Source organism: Microbacterium sp. NPDC057658, from assembly GCF_042799975.1.
GTDB lineage: Bacteria > Actinomycetota > Actinomycetes > Actinomycetales > Microbacteriaceae > Microbacterium.
In genome coordinates this window covers 1222879-1242195 of sequence record NZ_JBHVHT010000001.1, presented here as the reverse complement: position 1 = coordinate 1242195, position 19317 = coordinate 1222879, and the positions used below count along the sequence as shown (strand labels likewise).

The 19317-nt window shown below is 69.6% G+C and carries 15 protein-coding genes; 5 read left to right on the top strand and 10 right to left on the bottom strand.

Annotated elements, in window-relative coordinates:
- Positions 1 to 9: 9 nt before the first annotated feature.
- The 5 genes from ACFU8V_RS05870 to ACFU8V_RS05850 all read right to left on the bottom strand — a co-directional run bounded on the left by ACFU8V_RS05870 (position 10) and on the right by ACFU8V_RS05850 (position 9262).
- Positions 10 to 3513 (bottom strand): DNA-directed RNA polymerase subunit beta, encoded by a 3504-nt coding sequence (locus ACFU8V_RS05870; protein WP_025104411.1) that lies wholly within the window; start codon positions 3511 to 3513, stop codon positions 10 to 12.
- Between the two features lie 276 nt (positions 3514 to 3789).
- Positions 3790 to 5505: an ABC transporter ATP-binding protein gene (locus tag ACFU8V_RS05865; RefSeq protein WP_303708474.1), complete on the bottom strand. Its 1716-nt coding sequence runs from the start codon at positions 5503 to 5505 to the stop codon at positions 3790 to 3792.
- A complete protein-coding gene (locus ACFU8V_RS05860) occupies positions 5502 to 6467 on the bottom strand; it encodes an ABC transporter permease (protein ID WP_378869720.1) in 966 nt (321 codons plus the stop codon). Before ACFU8V_RS05860 ends, ACFU8V_RS05865 begins: the two co-directional genes overlap by 4 nt.
- 34 nt (positions 6468 to 6501) lie before the next feature.
- Complete coding sequence (locus ACFU8V_RS05855) at positions 6502 to 7506, bottom strand: ABC transporter permease (RefSeq protein WP_366216352.1); 1005 nt, start codon at positions 7504 to 7506, stop codon at positions 6502 to 6504.
- Between the two features lie 82 nt (positions 7507 to 7588).
- Positions 7589 to 9262: an ABC transporter substrate-binding protein gene (locus ACFU8V_RS05850; protein ID WP_025104415.1), complete on the bottom strand. Its 1674-nt coding sequence runs from the start codon at positions 9260 to 9262 to the stop codon at positions 7589 to 7591.
- Positions 9263 to 9429: 167 nt separating this feature from the next.
- On the opposite strand from ACFU8V_RS05850, the gene ACFU8V_RS05845 reads away from it, so the two are divergent.
- Entirely contained in the window at positions 9430 to 10350 is a 921-nt protein-coding gene (locus ACFU8V_RS05845) for a sugar kinase (protein WP_366216350.1), read from the top strand.
- Between the two features lie 12 nt (positions 10351 to 10362).
- On the opposite strand, the gene ACFU8V_RS05840 is transcribed toward ACFU8V_RS05845, so the two are convergent.
- From ACFU8V_RS05840 to ACFU8V_RS05820, 5 genes are read right to left on the bottom strand one after another with little or no spacing between them, the layout of a single operon-like run.
- Positions 10363 to 11238 (bottom strand): MurR/RpiR family transcriptional regulator, encoded by an 876-nt coding sequence (locus ACFU8V_RS05840; protein WP_249521705.1) that lies wholly within the window; start codon positions 11236 to 11238, stop codon positions 10363 to 10365.
- 14 nt (positions 11239 to 11252) lie between these two features.
- On the bottom strand, positions 11253 to 12761 hold the full coding sequence (locus ACFU8V_RS05835; protein ID WP_025104418.1) for a glycoside hydrolase family 3 protein: 1509 nt from the start codon (positions 12759 to 12761) through the stop codon (positions 11253 to 11255).
- Entirely contained in the window at positions 12758 to 13591 is an 834-nt protein-coding gene (locus tag ACFU8V_RS05830) for a carbohydrate ABC transporter permease (protein ID WP_025104419.1), read from the bottom strand. The genes ACFU8V_RS05835 and ACFU8V_RS05830 overlap by 4 nt, the downstream gene beginning before the upstream one ends.
- On the bottom strand, positions 13588 to 14562 hold the full coding sequence (locus ACFU8V_RS05825; protein WP_025104420.1) for a carbohydrate ABC transporter permease: 975 nt from the start codon (positions 14560 to 14562) through the stop codon (positions 13588 to 13590). The genes ACFU8V_RS05830 and ACFU8V_RS05825 overlap by 4 nt, the downstream gene beginning before the upstream one ends.
- Positions 14563 to 14577: 15 nt before the next feature.
- Positions 14578 to 15867 (bottom strand): sugar ABC transporter substrate-binding protein, encoded by a 1290-nt coding sequence (locus ACFU8V_RS05820; protein WP_025104421.1) that lies wholly within the window; start codon positions 15865 to 15867, stop codon positions 14578 to 14580.
- A gap of 147 nt (positions 15868 to 16014) precedes the next feature.
- Here ACFU8V_RS05820 and ACFU8V_RS05815 point away from each other — a divergent pair, with 147 nt between their 5' ends.
- The 4 genes from ACFU8V_RS05815 (at position 16015) to ACFU8V_RS05800 (ending at position 19313) form a co-directional block, all read left to right on the top strand.
- Positions 16015 to 17280, top strand: coding sequence for an LCP family protein (locus tag ACFU8V_RS05815; protein ID WP_126894031.1), 1266 nt, complete (start codon positions 16015 to 16017; stop codon positions 17278 to 17280).
- A 30-nt stretch (positions 17281 to 17310) separates the two neighbouring features.
- Complete coding sequence (locus ACFU8V_RS05810) at positions 17311 to 18171, top strand: spermidine synthase (RefSeq protein ID WP_126894030.1); 861 nt, start codon at positions 17311 to 17313, stop codon at positions 18169 to 18171.
- Positions 18172 to 18252: 81 nt separating this feature from the next.
- The gene (locus tag ACFU8V_RS05805) at positions 18253 to 18780 is read left to right on the top strand and encodes a hypothetical protein (RefSeq protein ID WP_025104424.1); all 528 of its coding nucleotides are present in this window, start codon (positions 18253 to 18255) and stop codon (positions 18778 to 18780) included.
- A 44-nt stretch (positions 18781 to 18824) separates the two neighbouring features.
- Complete coding sequence (locus ACFU8V_RS05800) at positions 18825 to 19313, top strand: SprT-like domain-containing protein (RefSeq protein ID WP_025104425.1); 489 nt, start codon at positions 18825 to 18827, stop codon at positions 19311 to 19313.
- The last annotated feature ends 4 nt before the right edge of the window (positions 19314 to 19317 follow it).

Here is a 19317-nt window from a genome sequence, read left to right as displayed (position 1 = left end):
GTCGAAGGATTAGATCTCGTCGATCGAGGCGGCCTCGAAGCGGCTGGAGATGTTGATACCGAGTTCCTCTGCGGCGCGGAACGCCTCGTCGTCGGTGTCGCGGAGGTTGACCAGCGTGCCGTCGGCCGAGAGGACCTCGACGTTCAGGCAGAGCGACTGCATCTCCTTCATGAGCACCTTGAACGACTCGGGGATGCCGGGCTCCTGGATGTTCTCGCCCTTGACGATGGCCTCGTACACCTTGACGCGGCCGAGGATGTCGTCGGACTTGATCGTGAGGAGCTCCTGGAGGGCGTACGCCGCACCGTAGGCCTCGAGGGCCCACACCTCCATCTCACCGAAGCGCTGTCCACCGAACTGCGCCTTACCACCGAGCGGCTGCTGGGTGATCATCGAGTACGGACCGGTGGAGCGGGCGTGGATCTTGTCGTCCACCAGGTGGTGGAGCTTCAGGATGTACATGTAGCCCACGGAGATCGGCGCCGGGAACGGCTCGCCGGAGCGGCCGTCGAACAGCTGCGTCTTGCCGCTCGAGTCGATCAGGCGGAGACCGTCACGGGTGGGGAGCGTCGAGTCGAGCAGACCGGAGATCTCCTCCTCGCTGGCACCGTCGAACACCGGGGTGGCGACCTTGGTGCCGGGCGCGGCCTCGAACGCCTGCTGCGGCAGCTTGGCGGCCCACTCCGGGGTGCCCTCGACCTTCCAGCCCTGCTTCGCGATCCACCCGAGGTGGGTCTCGAGGACCTGGCCGAAGTTCATTCGACCCGGGATGCCGAGCGGGTTGAGGACGATGTCCACCGGGGTGCCGTCCGCGAGGAACGGCATGTCCTCGACGGGCAGGATCTTCGCGATGACACCCTTGTTGCCGTGGCGGCCGGCGAGCTTGTCGCCCTCGGTGATCTTGCGCTTCTGGGCGATGTAGACCACGACGCGGCGGTTGACGCCGGAGCCGAGCTCGTCGTCGCCGTCCTCGGCGTTGAACTCCTTGACCGCGATGATCGTGCCCTGCTCACCGTGAGGCACCTTCAGCGACGTGTCGCGGACCTCGCGGCTCTTCTCGTTGAAGATCGCGCGGAGCAGACGCTCCTCGGCCGACAGCTCGGTCTCACCCTTCGGCGTGACCTTGCCGACGAGGATGTCGCCGGGGCGGACCTCGGCGCCGATGCGGATGATGCCGCGCTCGTCGAGGTCCTTCAGCAGCTCCGGGCTGACGTTGGGGAGGTCACGGGTGATCTCCTCCTTGCCGAGCTTCGTGTCGCGGGCGTCGACCTCGTACTCCTCGATGTGGATCGACGAGAGGGTGTCGTCCTTCACCAGGTCCTGGCTCAGGATGATGGCGTCCTCGAAGTTGTATCCCTCCCACGTCATGAACGCGACGAGGAGGTTCTTCCCGAGGGCCAGCTCGCCGTTCTCGGTGGCGGGGCCATCGGCGATGACCTCTCCGACCTCGACGCGCTCACCGGCCGAGACGACGACCTTCTGGTTGTAGGAGGTGCCCTGGTTCGAGCGGTCGAACTTGCGCAGGTGGTACTCCTGCGTGCCGCCCTCGTCGAGCATGACGACGACGCGGTCCGCGGAGACCTCGGAGACGACACCGGCCTTCTCGGCGGTGATCACGTCACCGGCGTCGATGGCCGTGTAGCCCTCCATACCGGTTCCGACGAGCGGCGAATCGCTGCGCAGCAGCGGCACGGCCTGACGCTGCATGTTGGCGCCCATGAGCGCGCGCTGCGCGTCGTCGTGCTCGAGGAAGGGCACGAGCGAGGTCGCGACCGACACCATCTGGCGCGGCGAGACGTCGATGTAGCCGATCTCCTCCGGGAGGAACAGGTCGACCTCGCCGCTGCCGCCCTTGGGGCGCGCGAGCACGTGGCTCTCGCGGAAGCGACCCTTCGCATCGAGCGGCGCGTTGGCCTGCGCGATGTTGAAGTCGACCTCCTCGGAGGCGGTCAGGTAGTCGATCTGGTCGGTCACGACACCGTCGACGACCTTACGGTACGGGGTCTCGATGAAGCCGAACGAGTTGATGCGCGCGAAGGTCGCGAGCGCACCGATCAGACCGATGTTCGGGCCTTCCGGCGTCTCGATCGGGCACATGCGGCCGTAGTGCGAGGGGTGGACGTCGCGGACCTCGACGCCGGCGCGGTCACGGCTCAGACCACCGGGGCCGAGAGCCGACAGACGGCGCTTGTTGGTCAGACCCGCGAGCGGGTTGTTCTGGTCCATGAACTGCGACAGCTGCGAGGTTCCGAAGAACTCCTTGATCGCGGCGACGACGGGGCGCACGTTGATCAGGGTCTGCGGCGTGATGGCCTCGATGTCCTGCGTGGTCATGCGCTCGCGGACGACGCGCTCCATGCGGGACAGACCCGTGCGGACCTGGTTCTGGATCAGCTCGCCGACCGCGCGGATGCGACGGTTGCCGAAGTTGTCGATGTCGTCGGTCGCGAGGCGGATCTCGGTCTTCTTGCCGCCGCGGATGCCCTCGAAGGTCTCCTCGGTGCCCGCGTGCAGACGCACGAGGTACTTGATCGTGGCGACGATGTCCTGCACCGTCAGCACCGACTCCGTCAGCGGGGTGTCGAGACCCAGCTTGTGGTTGATCTTGTACCGGCCGACCTTGGCGAGGTCGTAGCGCTTCGGGTTGAAGTAGAAGTTGTCGAGCAGCGCGCGGGCGGCCTCGGCGGCCACCTGCTCGCCCGGACGCAGCTTGCGGTAGATGTCGCGCAGCGCGTCTTCCTTGGTGACGATCGTGTCCTTCGCGAGCGTCTCCTCGATGGAGGTGTAGCCGGCGAACTCCTCGAGGATCTCCTCGCTGGTCATGCCCAGCGCCTTGAGGAAGACCGTCACGGACTGCTTGCGCTTGCGGTCGACGCGGACGCCGACCTGGTCGCGCTTGTCGATCTCGAACTCGAGCCAGGCACCGCGGCTCGGGATGACGCGCGCCGAGACGATGTCCTTGTCACTCGTCTTGTCGGGGGTCTTGTCGAAGTAGACACCCGGCGAGCGCACGAGCTGCGAGACGACGACGCGCTCGGAGCCGTTGATGATGAACGTGCCCTTGTCGGTCTGGAGCGGGAAGTCGCCCATGAAGACCGTCTGGGTCTTGATCTCACCCGTGAGGTGGTTCATAAACTCGGCCTCGACGTAGAGCGGGGCCGCGTAGGTCTTGCCACGCTCCTTGCACTCCTCGATGGAGTACTTCTCGGGCTCGAGGTACGGGTTCGTGAACGACAGCTGCATCGTCTCGCCGAGGTCCTCGATCGGGGAGATCTCCTCGAAGATCTCGCCCAGACCGCTGTTCTCGTTCACGTCGGTGCGACCGGCGGCCTTGGCCTCGGCCACGCGCGCCTTCCAGGCGTCGTTGCCGACCAGCCAACCGAAGGACTCGGTCTGCAGGGCGAGAAGGTCGGGGACCGTCAGCGTGTCGGAGATCTTGGCGAACGAGAGACGGGAAGCTCCGCGTCCGTTCTTGGTGGTGGTGGATGTGGATGCGTTGGGAGCAGCAGCCAAGGGAATAACCTCCGTGAGCCCCGCAGGGCTTCTCGATTCCTTTGTCGTCAGGTGGAGTGCGCTCAGAAGCTCACGAGATGCCGACCACCATATGAGGGCAGGGAGAAGCGAGCGCAACTACCAACTATAGACGCGATCTCGCGACATGGCAAGCGCAATCCTTGACCAATCTTCGATGCTGCGGTAATGGGACCGCCGAGACCCCGCCTGCGCGTCGAAACCCCGCCCTCACCGCGGAGGCAGGGCGGGGTTTCGACACAAAACCGGGGTCTCGGGTCAGGACGCGATGTTGAGCTCGTTGCCGGGGATCGAGGCGAGGAGGCGGCGCGTGTAGGGGTCGCGAGGATTCGTGAAGATCTCCTCCGACGACGCGGCCTCCACGAGCTTCCCGTCCTTCATCACGCACACGTAGTCGCTGATGAGCCGCACCACCGCGAGGTCGTGCGAGATGAACAGGTAGCTCAGGCCGTACTCGCGCTGGAGGTCGCCCAGCAGCCGCAGGATCTGGTCCTGCACGAGCACGTCCAGCGCCGACACGGGCTCGTCGCACACGATGAGATCCGGCGACAGTGCCAGCGCTCGCGCGATCGCCACACGCTGACGCTGCCCGCCGGAGAGCTCGGACGGGTAGCGCCGCAGCATCGACTGCGGCAGCGCGACGTCGTCCAGGAGCTGCCGCACGCGCTTGCGCCGGTCGGCCCCGCTCCCCCGCTTGTAGAACTCCAGGGGCTCCGCGATCAGGCGCTCGATCGTGAACATGGGGTTCAGGCTGGAGTACGGATCCTGGAAGATCGGCTGCACCCGCTGCCGGAAGTCCTTCGTCTCCGCACGACTGAGCGTCGAGATGTCCTTGCCCTCATAGCGGATGAGGCCGCTCGTGGGCTCGATGACCTTGAGCAGCATGCGCGCGGTCGTGGTCTTGCCCGATCCGGACTCCCCCACGATCGCGACGGTCTCCCCGCGCGGGATCGCGAGCGAGACGTCGTCGACGGCCACGAAGTCCTCGTGCTTGCCGCGCACGGGGTACACCTTCGTGAGGTTCTCGATCTCGACGATGTTGCCCTTCGACGAGCTCAGGGACCCAGGCCCCTCGTGGGTCGCTGAGCCTGTCGAAGCGTCCCGGACGAAGGCCTCAGGACGAAGCCGGGCCACCGCCACCGACGGCGCCGCCTTCACGAGCGACTGGGTGTACGGGTGCTGCGGGTCCTCGAGGATCCGCCGCGCCGGCCCTTGCTCGACGACCTTGCCGCGGTGCATCACGATCACGCGCTCGGCCCGCTCCGCGGCGAGCCCGAGGTCGTGCGTGATGAGGAGCACGGCGGTGCCCAGCTCCCTCGTCATCTCGCCGATCTGGTCGAGGATGGTCTGCTGCACCGTCACGTCCAGGGCACTGGTGGGCTCGTCCGCGATGAGCAGTCGCGGCTTGCACGCCAGCCCGATGGCGATGAGCGCCCGCTGGCGCATGCCGCCGGAGAACTCGTGCGGGTACTGCTTGGCCCGACGCTCCGGATCGGGAAGACCGGCCGCGGTCAGCGCCTCGACGACCTTGGACTGCACGTTCTGCCGGGTGGCGAGGCCGTGGGCGAGCAGCGTCTCGGCGACCTGGGTGCCGATCTTCGCAACCGGATTGAGGTTCGACATGGGGTCCTGCGGCACGAGCCCGATGTCCCGTCCGCGGATCGATCGCAGCTCGTTCTCGGAGGCACGGGAGATGTCGCGTCCGTCGAGCTTGATGCTGCCGGCGGCCACCTTCCCTCCGCCTGCGAGCAGCCCGATGATCGCCATCGCGGTGGTCGACTTGCCGGAGCCGGACTCGCCGACGATCGCCACGGTCTCCCCCGGACGGATCTCGAGGTCGACGCCCTCGACGGCGTGCACGACGCCGTCCATGGTGGCGAAGTCCACCGCCAGGCCCTCGACCGACAGCAGGGGCTGGTCCGCCATGCCGTTCTCCTTCGCGGCGCGCACGGCGCCCTCGTCGCGGATGTTCATCGTGCCCTCGTCCTCGGGTCCATGGCCTCGCGCAGCGCCTCACCGAGCAGGGTGAAGCCGAGCGCGGTGACGGCGATGCAGATGCCGGGGAGGAACGCCAGCCACGGGGCGATCGCCAGCTCCGCCTGCGCGTACGTGAGCATGCGACCCCACTCGGCCGTCGCGGGGCCGCCGCCGCCGAGACCGAGGAACGACAGCGCCGCCGCATCGATCACGGCGGTCGCGAGGGTCAGGGTGCCCTGCACGATCACGGGCCCGATCGCGTTCGGGAGGACGTGCGACATCGTGATCCGGCCGCGGCCGAGGCCGAGCGTCTGCGCCGAGAGCACGTAGTCACTGGAGCGCTGCTGGAGCATGGACGCCCGCAGCAGGCGCGCGAAGATCGGCACCTGGGAGGCCCCGATGGCGATCATCACGGCGTACGGCGTCTGTCCGAGGATCGCGGCGATCGACACCGCCAGCAGGAGGTTCGGCACCGAGAGGATGATGTCGACGACGCGCATGATGACGGTGTCGACCCAGCCTCCGAACGTGCCGGCGAGGAGTCCGAGGATCATGCCGCCGACGAGACCCATCGCAGTGGAGACGACGCCGATCAGCAGCGACGCCTGAGCGCCCCAGATGAGCTTGGACAGCACGTCGCCGCCGAACCGGTCCAGACCGAGGGGGAACTGCGGCAGCTCCCCCGGGCCGGGGATGTGCGTCGGCGTGATCTCCTTCGCCCCGGGGAGCGCGGTCTCGGGGTACGGAGCGAGGACCGGCGCGAGCACCGCGACGAGGAGGAAGAGGAGCACGATGACGGCGCCGATCCACGCCGTCGGATTGCGGCGGAGCCGGCGGAGCACGTCGCGCCAGAACCCGCCGCCGCTCTCCTTGAGGTCGGCCTGGGCGATGGCGACGGTGTCGATGCTGCCGCCGCTCTCGGCGGACGGCCCCTGTGCGGGTGGGAGGGCGATGCTCATGCGAGCGCCTCCTTTCGGATGAGGGAGGAGGACATCACTGCACCCTCACTCTCGGATCGATGAGGCTGTACGACACGTCCACGGCCAGGTTGATGAGGGCGTAGGCGATCGCGATGAAGATGATGAACCCCTGCAGCACCGGGAAGTCGCGCGTGAAGATGGCGCGCGCGAGGAACGATCCGATGCCGGGGAAGGCGAACACGGTCTCGGTGAGCACCGCCCCCGAGATGAGGAGTCCGGTCTGCAGGCCGATCGTCGTGATGACGGGGAGCATGGCGTTGCGGAGGATGAACCGGCTGCGCAGCGTGCCGGAGCCCACGCCCTTCGCCCGCCCCGTCCGCACGTAGTCGGCGTTCTGCACCTCCAGCACGCTCGCCCTGGTGATGCGGACGATGATCGCGAGCGGGATGGTGCCGAGCGCGAGCGCCGGGAGGATCAGATGGAGGATCGCATCCCACGCGGCGTCGAACTCCCCCGTGATGATGCCGTCCCAGACGTAGAAGCCGGTGGGATGGGTGGCATCGATCCGGGGGTCCTGCCGGCCGTCCGAGGGGAGCCACCCCAGCTGCACGGCGAAGACGTACTTGAGGATGAAGGCCAGGAAGAAGACCGGGATCGTGATCCCGATGAGGCTCAGCACGACCGACGCGTGGTCGGTGAACTTGCCGTGGCGGCGGGCCGCCCAGTACCCGAGCGGGATGCCGACGCCCACCGCGAAGATGAGCGCCGCGACGCTCAGCTCGATCGTCGCGGGGAAGCGGCGGAGGAACTCCTCCGTGACCGCCCGGTTGGTCTGGATGGACGTGCCGAAGTCGCCCTGCAGCAGGCGCGTGACCCAGATGAAGTACTGCTCGATGAGGGGCTTGTTGAAGCCGTAGAGCTCGTTGACCCTGGCGATGGCCTCGGGGGTGGCCTTCTCGCCGAGGAGGGCGACCGCGGGGCCGCCGGGGAGGGCCCTGACCCAGGCGAACAGCAGGATGCTGAGCCCGAACAGGGTGGGGATGAGGAACAGCAGTCGCCTGCCGATGGTGCGCAGCACAGAGTTCTCCGTCGATCAGAAGGTACGCCGTGCCCCGGTCCCGCGAGGCGGAACCGGGGCTCGGCATATCAAATGGTCAGGCCTACTTCGTGAGGACGATGTCCGTGAAGACCTCGTCGTTCACCGGGCTGGCGGGGTAGCTCTCGACGCGCGGGTCGAAGGCGAGCGTCGGCGCCGGGTGGGCGAGCGGGACGCCCGGGATGAACTCCGCGACCATCTCGTTGATGTCCTCGTAGAGCGCCGTCTGGTCGTCGAGGTTGGAGACCCCGCGCGCCTCGGTCAGCGCCTGGAAGAGCTCCGGGTTGTCGAAGCCCCACTCCGAGCTCTGCTGGCCGAAGAACACACCGACGAAGTTGTCCGTGTCGTTGTAGTCGCCGGTCCAGCCCAGCAGGTGGATGCCGTGGTCGGAAGTGCCGGTGGTGCGGTCGAGGTACTCGACCCACTCCTCGGAGACCGGAGTGGTCTCCACGCCGACCTCCGAGAGCTGCGAGGACAGGACGGTGTAGATCTGCTCGGGGTCCGGCATGTACGGACGCGAGACGTTGACCGGGTAGTTGAAGTCCAGCGACAGCGGGTTCGCCTCGTCGTAGCCGGCCTCCGCGAGCAGCTCCTTGGCCTTCTCCGGGTCGTAGTCGTAGGTCGTGACCTCGTCGTTGTAGCCGTTGACCACCGGCGGGACGAACTGCGTCGCCTTCTCGGTGCCCTCCGGGAGGACCTGGCTGATCAGGGCGTCCTTGTCGATCGCGTAGGACAGCGCCTCGCGCACCTTCGGGTCCTGCAGCTCCGGGATCGCCTGGTTGAAGGCGAGGTAGAGGATCGTGAACGGGGGACGCGACACCATGGTGAAGTCGTCCTCCTCCAGCGCCTTCGTGTCGGCGGGGCCCACGAGGTCGTAGCCGTCGATGGAGCCCGACTCGAGCGCCTGGCGACGCGCCGTCGGGTCGTCGATGGTGCGGAAGATGATCTCGTCGATCTGTCCGGCCTCGCCCCAGTAGTCGTCGTAGGCCTTGAGCGTGACCTGCTCGCCCGGCGCCCACTCCTCGAACTGGTAGGGGCCCGTGCCGACCGGGTGGCCCATGGCGTACTCGGACAGCTGCGGGGCCTCGGCGGTGCCGCCGACCTCGTCCGCGCCGAACTCCTGCATCGCCGAGGGGCTCTGCATGCCGAAGGCCGGGAGCGACAGCGAGGCGATGAAGCCGGCGAACGGCTTGTTCAGCTCGATCGTGACGGAGTTCTCGCCGTCGGGCGTGCAGGACTTGTAGACCGCGTCCTCCGGGTTGGAGGCGTAGCCCTTGAAGAGCTTGTTGTAGTAGTACCCGAAGGCCTCGGAGGCGGCGAGACCGGTCCAGTTGTACCAGCGGTCGAAGTTGGCGCAGACGGCCTCGGCGTTGAACGGCGTGCCGTCCTGGAAGGTCACGCCCTCCTTCAGCGCGAACGTGTGGGACATGCCGTCCTCGGACGACTCCCACGACTCCGCCAGCAGCGGCGCCGGGTCGGCCGTGCCGGGCTCCGTGCCCACCAGACCCTCGAAGATCTGGCGGGAGACGCGGAAGGTCTCGCCGTCCTGCGCGAACGCCGGGTCGAGGCTCGCGGGATCCGACGAGGCGGCGAAGACGAAGGTGCCGTCGACGTCACCCGATCCTTCCGACCCGTTGTCCCCGCGCTCGCTGGCGACGCATCCGGCGAGTGCGAGAGCGGCGATGGTCGCTCCGGTGACGGCGGCGAGTCCTCGCCGAGGCATGGCTGACTGGTGCATGTGTGTATGACCTTCCCTGTCGGGCGCTTCCTTGCGCGTCTCCGGGCATCGTCGCCGCGGAGACGGTGATTCCTCGAAGGTACCCAGCGGTCCGGCCGATGCCAAGAGTCCGAGGTTGCGATCCGGTATCGACGCGGCACCGCCCTCGATCCGGTAATGTCCAGAACGTGCCGGACACCACTCCCCGCGTCGTGTGCCTGGGCGAGGGCCTGGTCGCCCTCGTCGCCGCCACCGCCGGACCGCTCGAGACCTGCCGCACGTTCCACCGCTCCCTCGCCGGGGCCGAATGGAACACCGCGATCGCGCTGTCCTCCGCCGGCATCCGCACCGCGGTCGTGTCCCGCGTCGGTGACGACGGCTTCGGACGCTTCCTCACCGCCGAGCTCCGCGCGCACGGCGTCGACGATCAGGCTGTGGAGATCGACCCGATCGCACCGACGGGCCTCTACGTCAAGGAGCTCTCCCCGCGGGCGGACGGCGCCGTGGAGGGGACGATGCACTACTACCGCGCCGGGTCGGCCGCGGCGGCGCTGTCGCCGGCCTCGCTGGAGTCGCCCGTGGCGGTGGACCTGCTCGCCGCAGCGGCCCTCGTGCACACCTCCGGCATCACGCCCGCGCTCTCGCCCTCCGCACGCGCCGCCCAGGAGGCCCTGGTCGCGGCGCCGGGACCGGGCCGTCTCGTCAGCTTCGATCTGAACTGGCGCCCCGCGCTGTGGCGGGGCCGCGAGGACGAGGGACGCGCCGTCCTCACCGATCTCGCCCACCGCGCCGACGTCCTGTTCTGCACCCGCCCCGACGCCGAGGCCGTGTTCGGCACGAGCGCACCGGACGAGCTGCGGGCGCTGTTCCCCGAGCCGCGCTACCTGGTCGTGACCGACCCCGCCGGCGCCGTGGCGTTCGACGGCGCGGACCGGGTGGGCAGCGAGGCTCTCGATGCACCGGTCGTGGAGACGATCGGCGCGGGCGACGCGTTCGCCGCCGGCTTCCTCGCCGGCGTCCTCACCGGCCTGACGCTGCACGGGAGCCTGGCCCGCGCCCACCGCATCGCGACGCGCGCGATCGCCAGCACGCGCGACCACGTCGACTGAGCAGGCGGCGGCTCAGTCCGCGGGGTGCCAGCGCCGTGGCGGAACCGCGTCGTGCGTGCGCTGCAGGGACACCGCGACGTGCTCGCCCCGGTGCTGCACGATGCGCACGAACAGCACGTCGATGAGCGCGAGCTGCGCGATCCGGCTCGACATGGCGGCCATCCGGAACGGCGACTCCTGGGCCTGGCTGAGGAGCACGACGTCGGCGAGGGCCGCGAGCGGGGAGTCGGCCGCGCTCGTCACGGCCACCGCAAGGGCGCCCGCGGCCCGGGCGACCTCCAGGGCACGAACCGTCTCGGCCGTCTCGCCGCCGTGCGAGAAGGCGATCGCCACATCCGCGGAGGACCGCAATGCGGCCGCGGTGACCGCGAGATGCGGATCGGCCGAGTGGGTCACGGAGCAGCCGATCCGGGAGAGCTTGAGCTGCAGGTCCTGGGCCGTCAGCGATGACGCCGCCTGCCCGAACAGGTCGATGTGCCGCGCCACGACCACCGCCCGCGCGACCCGGTCGAGGGCGTCCGCATCGAGAGCCCGGGCGGTCTTCTCGATCGCGTCGATCTCCTGGGCCGCGAGCTTCGCGGCGATCGCGGCCGGGCCGTCGTCGCGGTCGATCGCCGTGGAGTCGAGTCCGAACCGGGCCTGCTGCGCCTGGGCCAGGGTGACCGCCCGCGCGACGGCGACCCTCAGCTCCCGGTAGCCGCTGTAGCCGAGCGACTGCGCGAAGCGGGCGACGGTCGACAGCGAGGTCTGGCAGAGCTGCGCGAGATCGTTGATCGCGAGGTCCACCACGAGGGTGGGGTCGCCGAGGATCCTCTCGGCGACGCGTCCCTCCGCCGCGCTGAGCTTGGGGAGGGAGCGCCGCACCACGGCCAGAACGTCGTCGTCCATGCGCTGATCCCGTCTCAACCGGCGGCGGTCGTCCTCTGTCGCGGCCGGAAGCGGCCGAGCAGCGCGTCCCGCGCGGTCTGGGCGCCGAGCCGGCTGGCCGCGCCGACCTCGACGGTGGGCAGCGGCAGCGGCTCCTGCACGGGCAGGCCGACGTTCACCACGACCGCATCCGGGTCCCGGAGCGCGGTCCGCTCGATCAGCGCCCGCTGCGCCGGCTCCGCATCCGGTCGATCCACGAGGACGACCGTCGTGCCGGTCGCCGCGGCGACCTCGTCGATCACGGCGTCCTGCTCGACCACGGGCCGTGCGGCCACGTCGAGCCGCACGCGGATGCCGTCTCCCGCGAGCGCCTCCGCGACGTACGAGGCGGCGCTGTCGACCGCGAGCGTCGAGCGACGGCGGGCATCGATCACCGCCAGGGCCTCCGCGGCCTCGGGGGCATCGCCGGCGAGCGACACGGACCGGCGGACGATCTCGGCGGCGTCGAACGCGGCAGCCTCCTCGTCCGAGGTCGCGCTCGTGCGCAGCCGGGTCGCGAGAGCCGACACCCGCGCGGCGGCCTCCTCGACGCGCTCCCGGGAGAGCGAGCCGTCCCGCAGCGCGGCGACGATCCCGTCGCGGGCGGCGAGGAAGTCGCGCCGGTCCTGGTCGGGAAGAGCGGCCTCGCCGGGGTTGGTCGGGTTGCCGATGCACAGCAGGTCGGCGCCGGCGGCCAGAGCGAGGGCGGCGCCCCCGCCGAGTCCGACGGTCTCGCGGATCGCGGCCATGTCCAGCGCGTCGGTGATGATGACGCCCTGGAAGCCCCACTCCCGCAGCATGCCGAGCACGCGCGGGTTGAGGGTGGCCGGCTGCGCGCCCCACGCGGGGACGACGATGTGCGCGGTCATGATCGCGTCCACCCCCGCCTCCACGGCGGCGCGGAACGGTTCGAGGTGCACGCGCTCGTACTCGGCCACGTCGAGCGCGATCTCGGGCAGTGCGTGGTGGGAGTCGAGGTGGGTGTCGCCGTGACCGGGGAAGTGCTTGACGCACGCGGCCGCCCCGCCGTCTTGGATGCCGTCGACCGTGGCGACGACGTGACGCGTCACCAGCGCCTCCTCGGACCCGAACGAGCGCACGCCGATGACGGGGTTGCGCGGGTCGGTGTTGACGTCGGCGACCGGACCGAGCACGACGTTCGCCCCGACGGCGCGCACGCGGCGGGCGAGTTCCGCCCCGGTCCGCTCCGATGCGACGACGTCGTCGAGGGCGCCGAGCTGCGCGGCACCGGGGAGGGTGGAGCCGCTCCCGGACTCCAGGCGCGTGACGCTGCCGCCCTCCTCGTCGACGCCGATCAGGGCGTCCGGGTTCGCGTTCAGGATCTGCGCGCTCAGCGCGGGCAGTCCCTCGCCGACGTTCTGGCCGAAGTACACGACACCGGCCAGGCCGTCGCGCAGCTCCTCCACGAGCCAGGCGGGGGCCGTGGTGCCGAGGAATCCGGGCCAGAGCACGCCGTTCGCGAGGCGCTCGAGCTCGTCGGTCATCCCTTCACCGCCCCCGCGACCATGCCGGCGGAGAGCCGGCGCTGCACGATGACGAAGAAGATCATGACGGGCACGGTGATGATCGTCGAGGCGGCCATGATGCTGCCCCAGTCGTTGGAGTACAGGCCGAAGAACGATTTGAGGCCGATCGAGACCGTGTACTGGTCGGTCTGCGCGCCGAGGATCGTCATGGCGAAGATGAACTCGTTCCACGCCGTGATGAAGCTGAAGATGCTCGTCGCGACGAGACCGGGCATCACGAGCGGCAGGAGGATCGAGCGGAACATCCGCCACCAGCTCGCGCCGTCGATGTAGGCGGCCTCTTCGAGCTCGACCGGGACGGCCGCGACGAAGCCGCGCAGCATCCAGATGCCGAACGCGAGCGACAGCGCCACGTAGACGACCATCAGGCCGATGATGCTGTTGAGCAGACCGAGGCTCTTCACCTGGAGGAACAGCGGGATGACGAGTGCCTCGAGCGGCACCATCTGCACCACGAGGATCATCATCAGCACCGTGGTGCGGAACTTGAAGCGGAAGCGCGCGACGGCGACCGCCGCGAGCAGGCAGACGATGGCGCTGACGAGCACCGTGACGAGGGCCACGATCGCCGAGTTGCGCAGGTACGTGCCGAAGCCGCCCTCCGTGAGCACGAAGGCGAAGTTGTCCCACGTGAACTCCTGCGGGAGGAGCGACTGCCCGCCGCTGGACGCCTTGGCGTCGAAGGCGCTGGAGACCATCCAGTAGACGGGGAACAGCGTGAAGACGAGGACGGCGGCGACGCCGATGCCGAGTCCGATCCGCGACCGGAGCCTGGGGCGGGGGTTCACAGCTCGTCCTCCTTCATGAGGGAGCGGATGTAGACGATCGTGATGCCGATCAGGACGAGGGTCAACAGCACCGCGAGCGCGGCACCGAATCCGTAGCGGTTCTGACCGAACGACTCCACGTACGACCACACGCCGAGGTTGAGCACCTGACGGTTGCCGCCGCTGCCGCCGGGCATGAGGTACACCTGCGCGAAGACCTTGAAGTCCCAGATCGTCGACAGGATGATGACGACGGAGAAGACGGGCTTGAGCGTCGGGAAGATGATCTTCCAGAAGCGGCGCCACGCGCCGGCCCCGTCGAGCGCCGCCGCCTCGAGCATCTCCTTCGAGACGCCCAGGAGCCCGGCGAGCACGGTGATGGCCACGAACGGGAAGCCGTGGTGGACGACGTTCAGCAGCACGATCGCGTAGAACGACCACTGGTTGGTGAACCAGTTGACCTGGCCGTCGATGAGGCCGAGGTCCTGCAGGACGCTGTTGAAGATGCCGCGGTCGGCATCGAAGATGAAGGTCCAGACGTACGTGCCGGTCACGGCGGGCATCGCCCACGCGACCATGATGCAGCTGGAGACGATGGTGCGCCACACGGTACCCAGGCGCGCCAGCAGCAGCGCCACGAGGGTTCCGAGTGCGACGGTGGTGAACACCGCGACGGCGGCGAAGCCGACCGTGTTGGGGAGCACCACCGTCCACAGGGTCGGATTGGTGAGCGCCTCGGCGTAGTTGGCCAGCCCGATCCAGTTGCTCTCACCGGTGTTGATCTCGCGCAGACCGTAGTCCTGCAGCGAGTAGAGGAACACCTGCACGAGCGGCCAGAGCATGAGCCCCGCGAGGATGATCAGCCCGGGGGCGAGGAGGAGCCAGGGGCGGGCCGTGACGATCGAGAGACCGCGACGCTTCCGGCCGCCGGCCACGGAGGCGGAGGAGGGCTCCGCCTTCGTGGCCGGCAGTGGCGCTTGCACCATCGACATGGAAGGAATGGTTCCTTACTGGTTGAGCAGTTCGGTCATCTCGGCGGCGGCGTCCTTCGTCGCGGTCGCGACGTCCTTCTGCCCGCTGAGGATGGCCTGGATCATGGCGTTGGTGGTCTTCTTCGCCTGCACGGCGCCGAAGTTCGGCGTGACCGGGACGGACGCGCCGCCGTCGACCATCTGCTCGGCGAACGGAGCGACGAGCGGGTCGGTCGAGGCGAGGGCCTCCTCCATCGCGGACTGGACGCCCGGGAAGTAGCCGGTCTCGTCGGACCACTGCTCGGCGAACTCACCGGTGGTCATGAGCTTGACGAACTCCCACGCGAGGTCGGCGTTCTTCGTGGTGTTGAACACCGACAGGTGCGAGCCGCCGAGCACGGACGGAGCGATGCCGCCGTCCTGGCCGGGGATCACGGCCGCGCCGATCTTGCCCTCGAGCTCGGGGTTGGCCTCGATGAGCGCGTTCGGCGTCCACGAGCCGGAGAGCATCATCGCGACGTTGCCCTGCGTGAAGGCGTCCCGGAGGTCGGTCTCCTTCCACGTGGTCGCACCGGCCGACGAGAAGCCGTGCTCGGTGGCCAGGCCCGTGTAGAACTCGATGCCGGCCTGCGACTCGGCGCTGTCGAGCTCGCTGGTCCAGGTGTCGCCGTCCTTCGTGGCGATCTCGCCGCCGGCGCCCCAGACCCAGGGGTAGACCTGGAACTCGGCGTCACCCGCGACGGGGAAGGGCAGCATGTCGGGCTTGGCGGCCTTGATGGCCTCACCGGCGGCGACGATGTCGTCCCAGGTCTTCGGAGCCTCGAGACCGAGCTCCTCGAAGACGTCGGTGCGGTAGACGATGGAGCGGACACCGGCGTACCACGGCATGCCGTAGAGCTCGTCTTCGTAGGTGCCCGCGACCGCGAGGCCCTCGACGAGGTCGTCACGCAGGCCGTCCTCGGCGTCGACGTACTCGTCGAGCGGGAGGAGCGCGCCGGCGTCGGCGAACTCCGCGGTCCAGGTGGTGCCGGTCTCGGCGATGTCCGGGGTGGTGCCGCCGGCGATCGAGGTGACGAAGCGGTCGTGGGCGTCGGCCCACTGGATCTCCTCGATGGTGACCTTCGCGCCGGTCTCCTCCTCGAAGGCGTCCGACACCTTGTCGTAGAAGGCGGTCGCGTCGGGGTTGGTCCCCTTCATGATCCAGACCGTCAGCTCCTGGCCCTCGCCATTGGTCGAGCCGTTGTCGCCGCTGCCGCCGGCGCAGCCGGCCAGAGCGATCGTGGCAGCGGCGCCGAGCGCCACCGCCGGAAGAATGCGCTTGTGCATGGGGGGATCTCCTCTTTGAAAGTCCAGGTGTGCATCGGGTGCGTACCGGGGATAGGAAAAAGTATTCACGACTAACTAATTCCCTGCAAGTTCCTCCCAGAATCGTCATACCCCCGTAACATCAGGCCTCCGGGGTAGGCTCCCCGCATGCCCCGCCGTGGATCAGACGCCGACCGCTCTCCGCTCCCCCGGCACGCACCGCCGTCGACGCGCGGCCGGACCTCCCGGGTCCTGCGGGGCCTCGGGATCGGGCTCGCCGTCGTCCTCGTCTCCACCGCGGCGGTCGCGGGATTCCTCGTGTGGGACGTGTTCAACCGGGTGGGCGACGGCGCCGTCACCCTGGAGGGCGCCCCGCAGGTCGACCCGCCCACGGTCGGCGCCTACCCGGACGACAAGGCGTTCAGCATCCTCATCGTGGGGACGGACGAGTGCGGCCCGAAGGCGACCGCGCTCTTCGACGAACGCTGCGCCGAAGCCGACGGCCGGAGCCGCAACGACGTCAACCTCCTCGTGCACGTCTCGGCGGCGCCCCGGAACGTGACCGTCGTCTCCCTCCCCCGCGACCTCGGCGTCCCCGTACCCGAGTGCACCCGCGAGGACGGCTCCGTCGCGTCCGCGATGGAGAAGGCGTCGATGAACGCGCTGTTCGAGCACGCCGGCCTCTCCTGCATCGCGAAGACCGTGAGCGAACTGGGCGATATCCCCATCGAGTTCGCCGCCAAGATCAGCTTCGACGGCGTCATGGCCGTCACCGACGCGATCGGCGGCGTCGAGGTCTGCATCGCCGGCGACGGCATCCGCGATCGCCACACCGGCATCGACTGGCCGGCGGGCCTGCGGACGGTCTCGGGCGTGGAGGCCCTCCAGTTCATCCGCACCCGGCACGGCGTGGGGGACGAGAGCGACCTCGCGCGCATCTCCAACCAGCAGCAGTACATGTCGCGGCTGGCCAAGAAGGTGCTCAGCGAGGACACTCTGACCGACATCCCCAAGGTGCTGCGACTGACGAACGCCATCGCCGACAACATCGATCCCAGCGACGAGCTCGCCGACCCGCTGCGCCTGGCCCAGCTCGCACTCGCCCTCAAGGATGTGAACTTCAGCGACTTCGTGTTCGTGCAGTACCCGAACATCGCCGATCCGTTCGACGACGACAAGGTCGTGCCGGACGAGGAGGCCGCGGCCGCGCTGTGGGACGCGGTGCGGGCCGGACAGCCGCTCCAGCTCACCGGCGACGTGACGACGCACCGCGGCGTGGAGCTGGTCACCCCCGCGCCCACGGCGCCGGAGACGCCGGAGTCGGAATCCACTCCCGAGGCGAGCGCCACGCCGGACGCGCGCGCGACGCTCCCGCCGGAGGTGTCGGGGCAGACCCTCGAGCAGGAGACCTGCGCGGTGGGCAACCAGCGCTGATCGCCACCGCCCCGGCGTAGGCTCGACAGCATGGGACGGACGCGATCACGGGACGCCGAGCACCCGCAGACCCGCCTCGACCATGGCGGCCTCGCCCGGATCGTCCCCTCGGAGTTCACGAGCGGCTACGAGCTCGTCGTGGACGACACCCCGCAGTCGCACGTCGACCTCGACGACCCCACGCACCTGCACTTCGAGTACATCGTGCGGATGGGCGCGGTGATCGACCAACTCCGCCCCGGGTCGCTCACCGCGGTGCACCTCGGCGCCGGGGCCCTCACCATCCCCCGCTACATCGACGCGACCCGCCCCGGGTCGCGCCAGCAGGTCATCGAACTGGAGGCCCCGCTGGTGCAGCTCGTCCGCGAGCACCTCCCCCTGCCGAAGGGGGCGGCCATCCGGTTGCGCATCGGCGATGCGAGGGAAGGGGTCCGGAAGCTTCCGGCGGCCCTGCACGGCGCGTGCGACCTCGTCGTCTCGGATGTGTACTCGGGCGCGCAGACACCCGCCCACCTCACGAGCGTCGAGTTCTACCGGGAGCTCGCCGCGCTGCTCGCCCCCGGCGGCGTCCTGCTCGTCAACGTCGCCGACGGTCCCGGTCTCGCGTTCGCCCGTCGACAGGCCGCGACCATCGCCGAGGTGCTCCCGGAGATCGGGATCCTCGCCGACACCCAGGTGCTCAAGGGCCGCCGCTTCGGCAACCTCGTGGTCGCGGCATCCGCCGCCCCTCTCCCGACGGAGTGGCTGCCCCGGATGCTCGCCGCGGGTCCGCATCCCGCGAAGATCGCCCAGGGGGACGAGGCCCGCGCCTTCCTCCAGGGCGCCCGGATCGTCACGGACGCCGACGCCGTCGCGTCCCCGCGACCCGATGCCTCGCTGTTCCTGCGCTGATCGGGCGCGCCGCCCCGAGGAGCGCGGAAGCGGCAGGCAGACTGGACGGGGACAGGTGCGGGGACGCGCGGAAGGAGAGCAATGAGTTTGATCCGGGGATACGACCGGGAGAGCCTCCGCGAACAGGTCGATCTCGACGAGTGCGCGGCACGCCTGGCCGAGATCGAGGAGCAGCGCAGCCTTCCCGCCCTGCTGGAGCGGGTCTGGCTGCTGAAGGTGCTGGGACGCCTCGACGACGCCCTCGCGCTCGCCGACGAAGCCGTGCGGCAGGCCCGGATGGCCGGTACCCGCAAGGACGTGCTCCGCGCCCGTGTGCTGCACGCGACGATCCTGCAGTACCGGGGCGCATACGCCGCCGCCGAGCAGGAGCTGGCCACGTGCGCCGCGGAGGCGGAGGGGCAGCGCTGGCTGTCGATCGCCGCTTTCGCCTATCAGCACCACGGCAAGAACGCCTACGACGCCGAGGACTACGAGACCGCGCGGGAGAGCTTCAAGCAGTCGCTGTTCCTGCGGCGCGAGTCCGGCGCGGAGGACCGGGAGCTGGAGACCGTGCTCCTCGCCATCGAGGCCGTGGAGCGCCGTCGTCCGGCGCAGCTCGTCGCCGGCTGACGTCGTTGCGCCCGAGTGTCCGCGGCATGCCTTAGCCTGAGCGCATGGCGGAACTTGACCGCGTGCGGGTCTGGGGCGAGGCACTGATCCGGTTGCATCTCGACGACAGCTGGTCGTTCGACTTCGACCATGCCAAGCGTCGCGCCGGCCAGTGCGACTACACGCGCAAGCGCATCACCGTGTCGCGGTATCTCGCCGCCCGCTTCGAGGACGACGAGATCCACCAGGTGCTCCTGCACGAGGTGGCCCACGCCCTCGCCGGACACCAGGCCGCCCATGGCCCCGCCTGGAAGCGCGTGGCGCGCGACCTGGGCTATGTCGGCGGCACGACGCACCGCGGGGAGACCGCCGTCGAGCTCGCTCCGTGGGTCGGCCGCTGCCCGGCCGGTCACGTCACGTATCGACACCGCCGCCCGAGCCGGGCCACGTCCTGCGCCCGCTGCTCCCGCACGTTCGATGCCCAGCACCTCTTCGCCTGGACGCGTCGCGAGATCACGACCGACGCCCGCCTCGCCGCGCAGGCCCCGCGCTGAGGGC

Excerpts from the sequence above, each read along its gene's own strand:
- ACFU8V_RS05865 (WP_303708474.1), bottom strand. The coding sequence starts at position 5,505 with ATGAACATCCGCGACGAGGGCGCCGTGCGCGCCGCGAAGGAGAACGGC.
- ACFU8V_RS05850 (WP_025104415.1), bottom strand. The coding sequence starts at position 9,262 with ATGCACCAGTCAGCCATGCCTCGGCGAGGACTCGCCGCCGTCACCGGA.
- ACFU8V_RS05840 (WP_249521705.1), bottom strand. The coding sequence starts at position 11,238 with ATGGACGACGACGTTCTGGCCGTGGTGCGGCGCTCCCTCCCCAAGCTC.
- ACFU8V_RS05860 (WP_378869720.1), bottom strand. The coding sequence starts at position 6,467 with ATGAGCATCGCCCTCCCACCCGCACAGGGGCCGTCCGCCGAGAGCGGC.
- ACFU8V_RS05815 (WP_126894031.1), top strand. The coding sequence starts at position 16,015 with ATGCCCCGCCGTGGATCAGACGCCGACCGCTCTCCGCTCCCCCGGCAC.
- ACFU8V_RS05835 (WP_025104418.1), bottom strand. The coding sequence starts at position 12,761 with ATGACCGACGAGCTCGAGCGCCTCGCGAACGGCGTGCTCTGGCCCGGA.
- ACFU8V_RS05810 (WP_126894030.1), top strand. The coding sequence starts at position 17,311 with ATGGGACGGACGCGATCACGGGACGCCGAGCACCCGCAGACCCGCCTC.
- ACFU8V_RS05800 (WP_025104425.1), top strand. The coding sequence starts at position 18,825 with ATGGCGGAACTTGACCGCGTGCGGGTCTGGGGCGAGGCACTGATCCGG.
- ACFU8V_RS05805 (WP_025104424.1), top strand. The coding sequence starts at position 18,253 with ATGAGTTTGATCCGGGGATACGACCGGGAGAGCCTCCGCGAACAGGTC.
- ACFU8V_RS05820 (WP_025104421.1), bottom strand. The coding sequence starts at position 15,867 with ATGCACAAGCGCATTCTTCCGGCGGTGGCGCTCGGCGCCGCTGCCACG.
- ACFU8V_RS05825 (WP_025104420.1), bottom strand. The coding sequence starts at position 14,562 with ATGTCGATGGTGCAAGCGCCACTGCCGGCCACGAAGGCGGAGCCCTCC.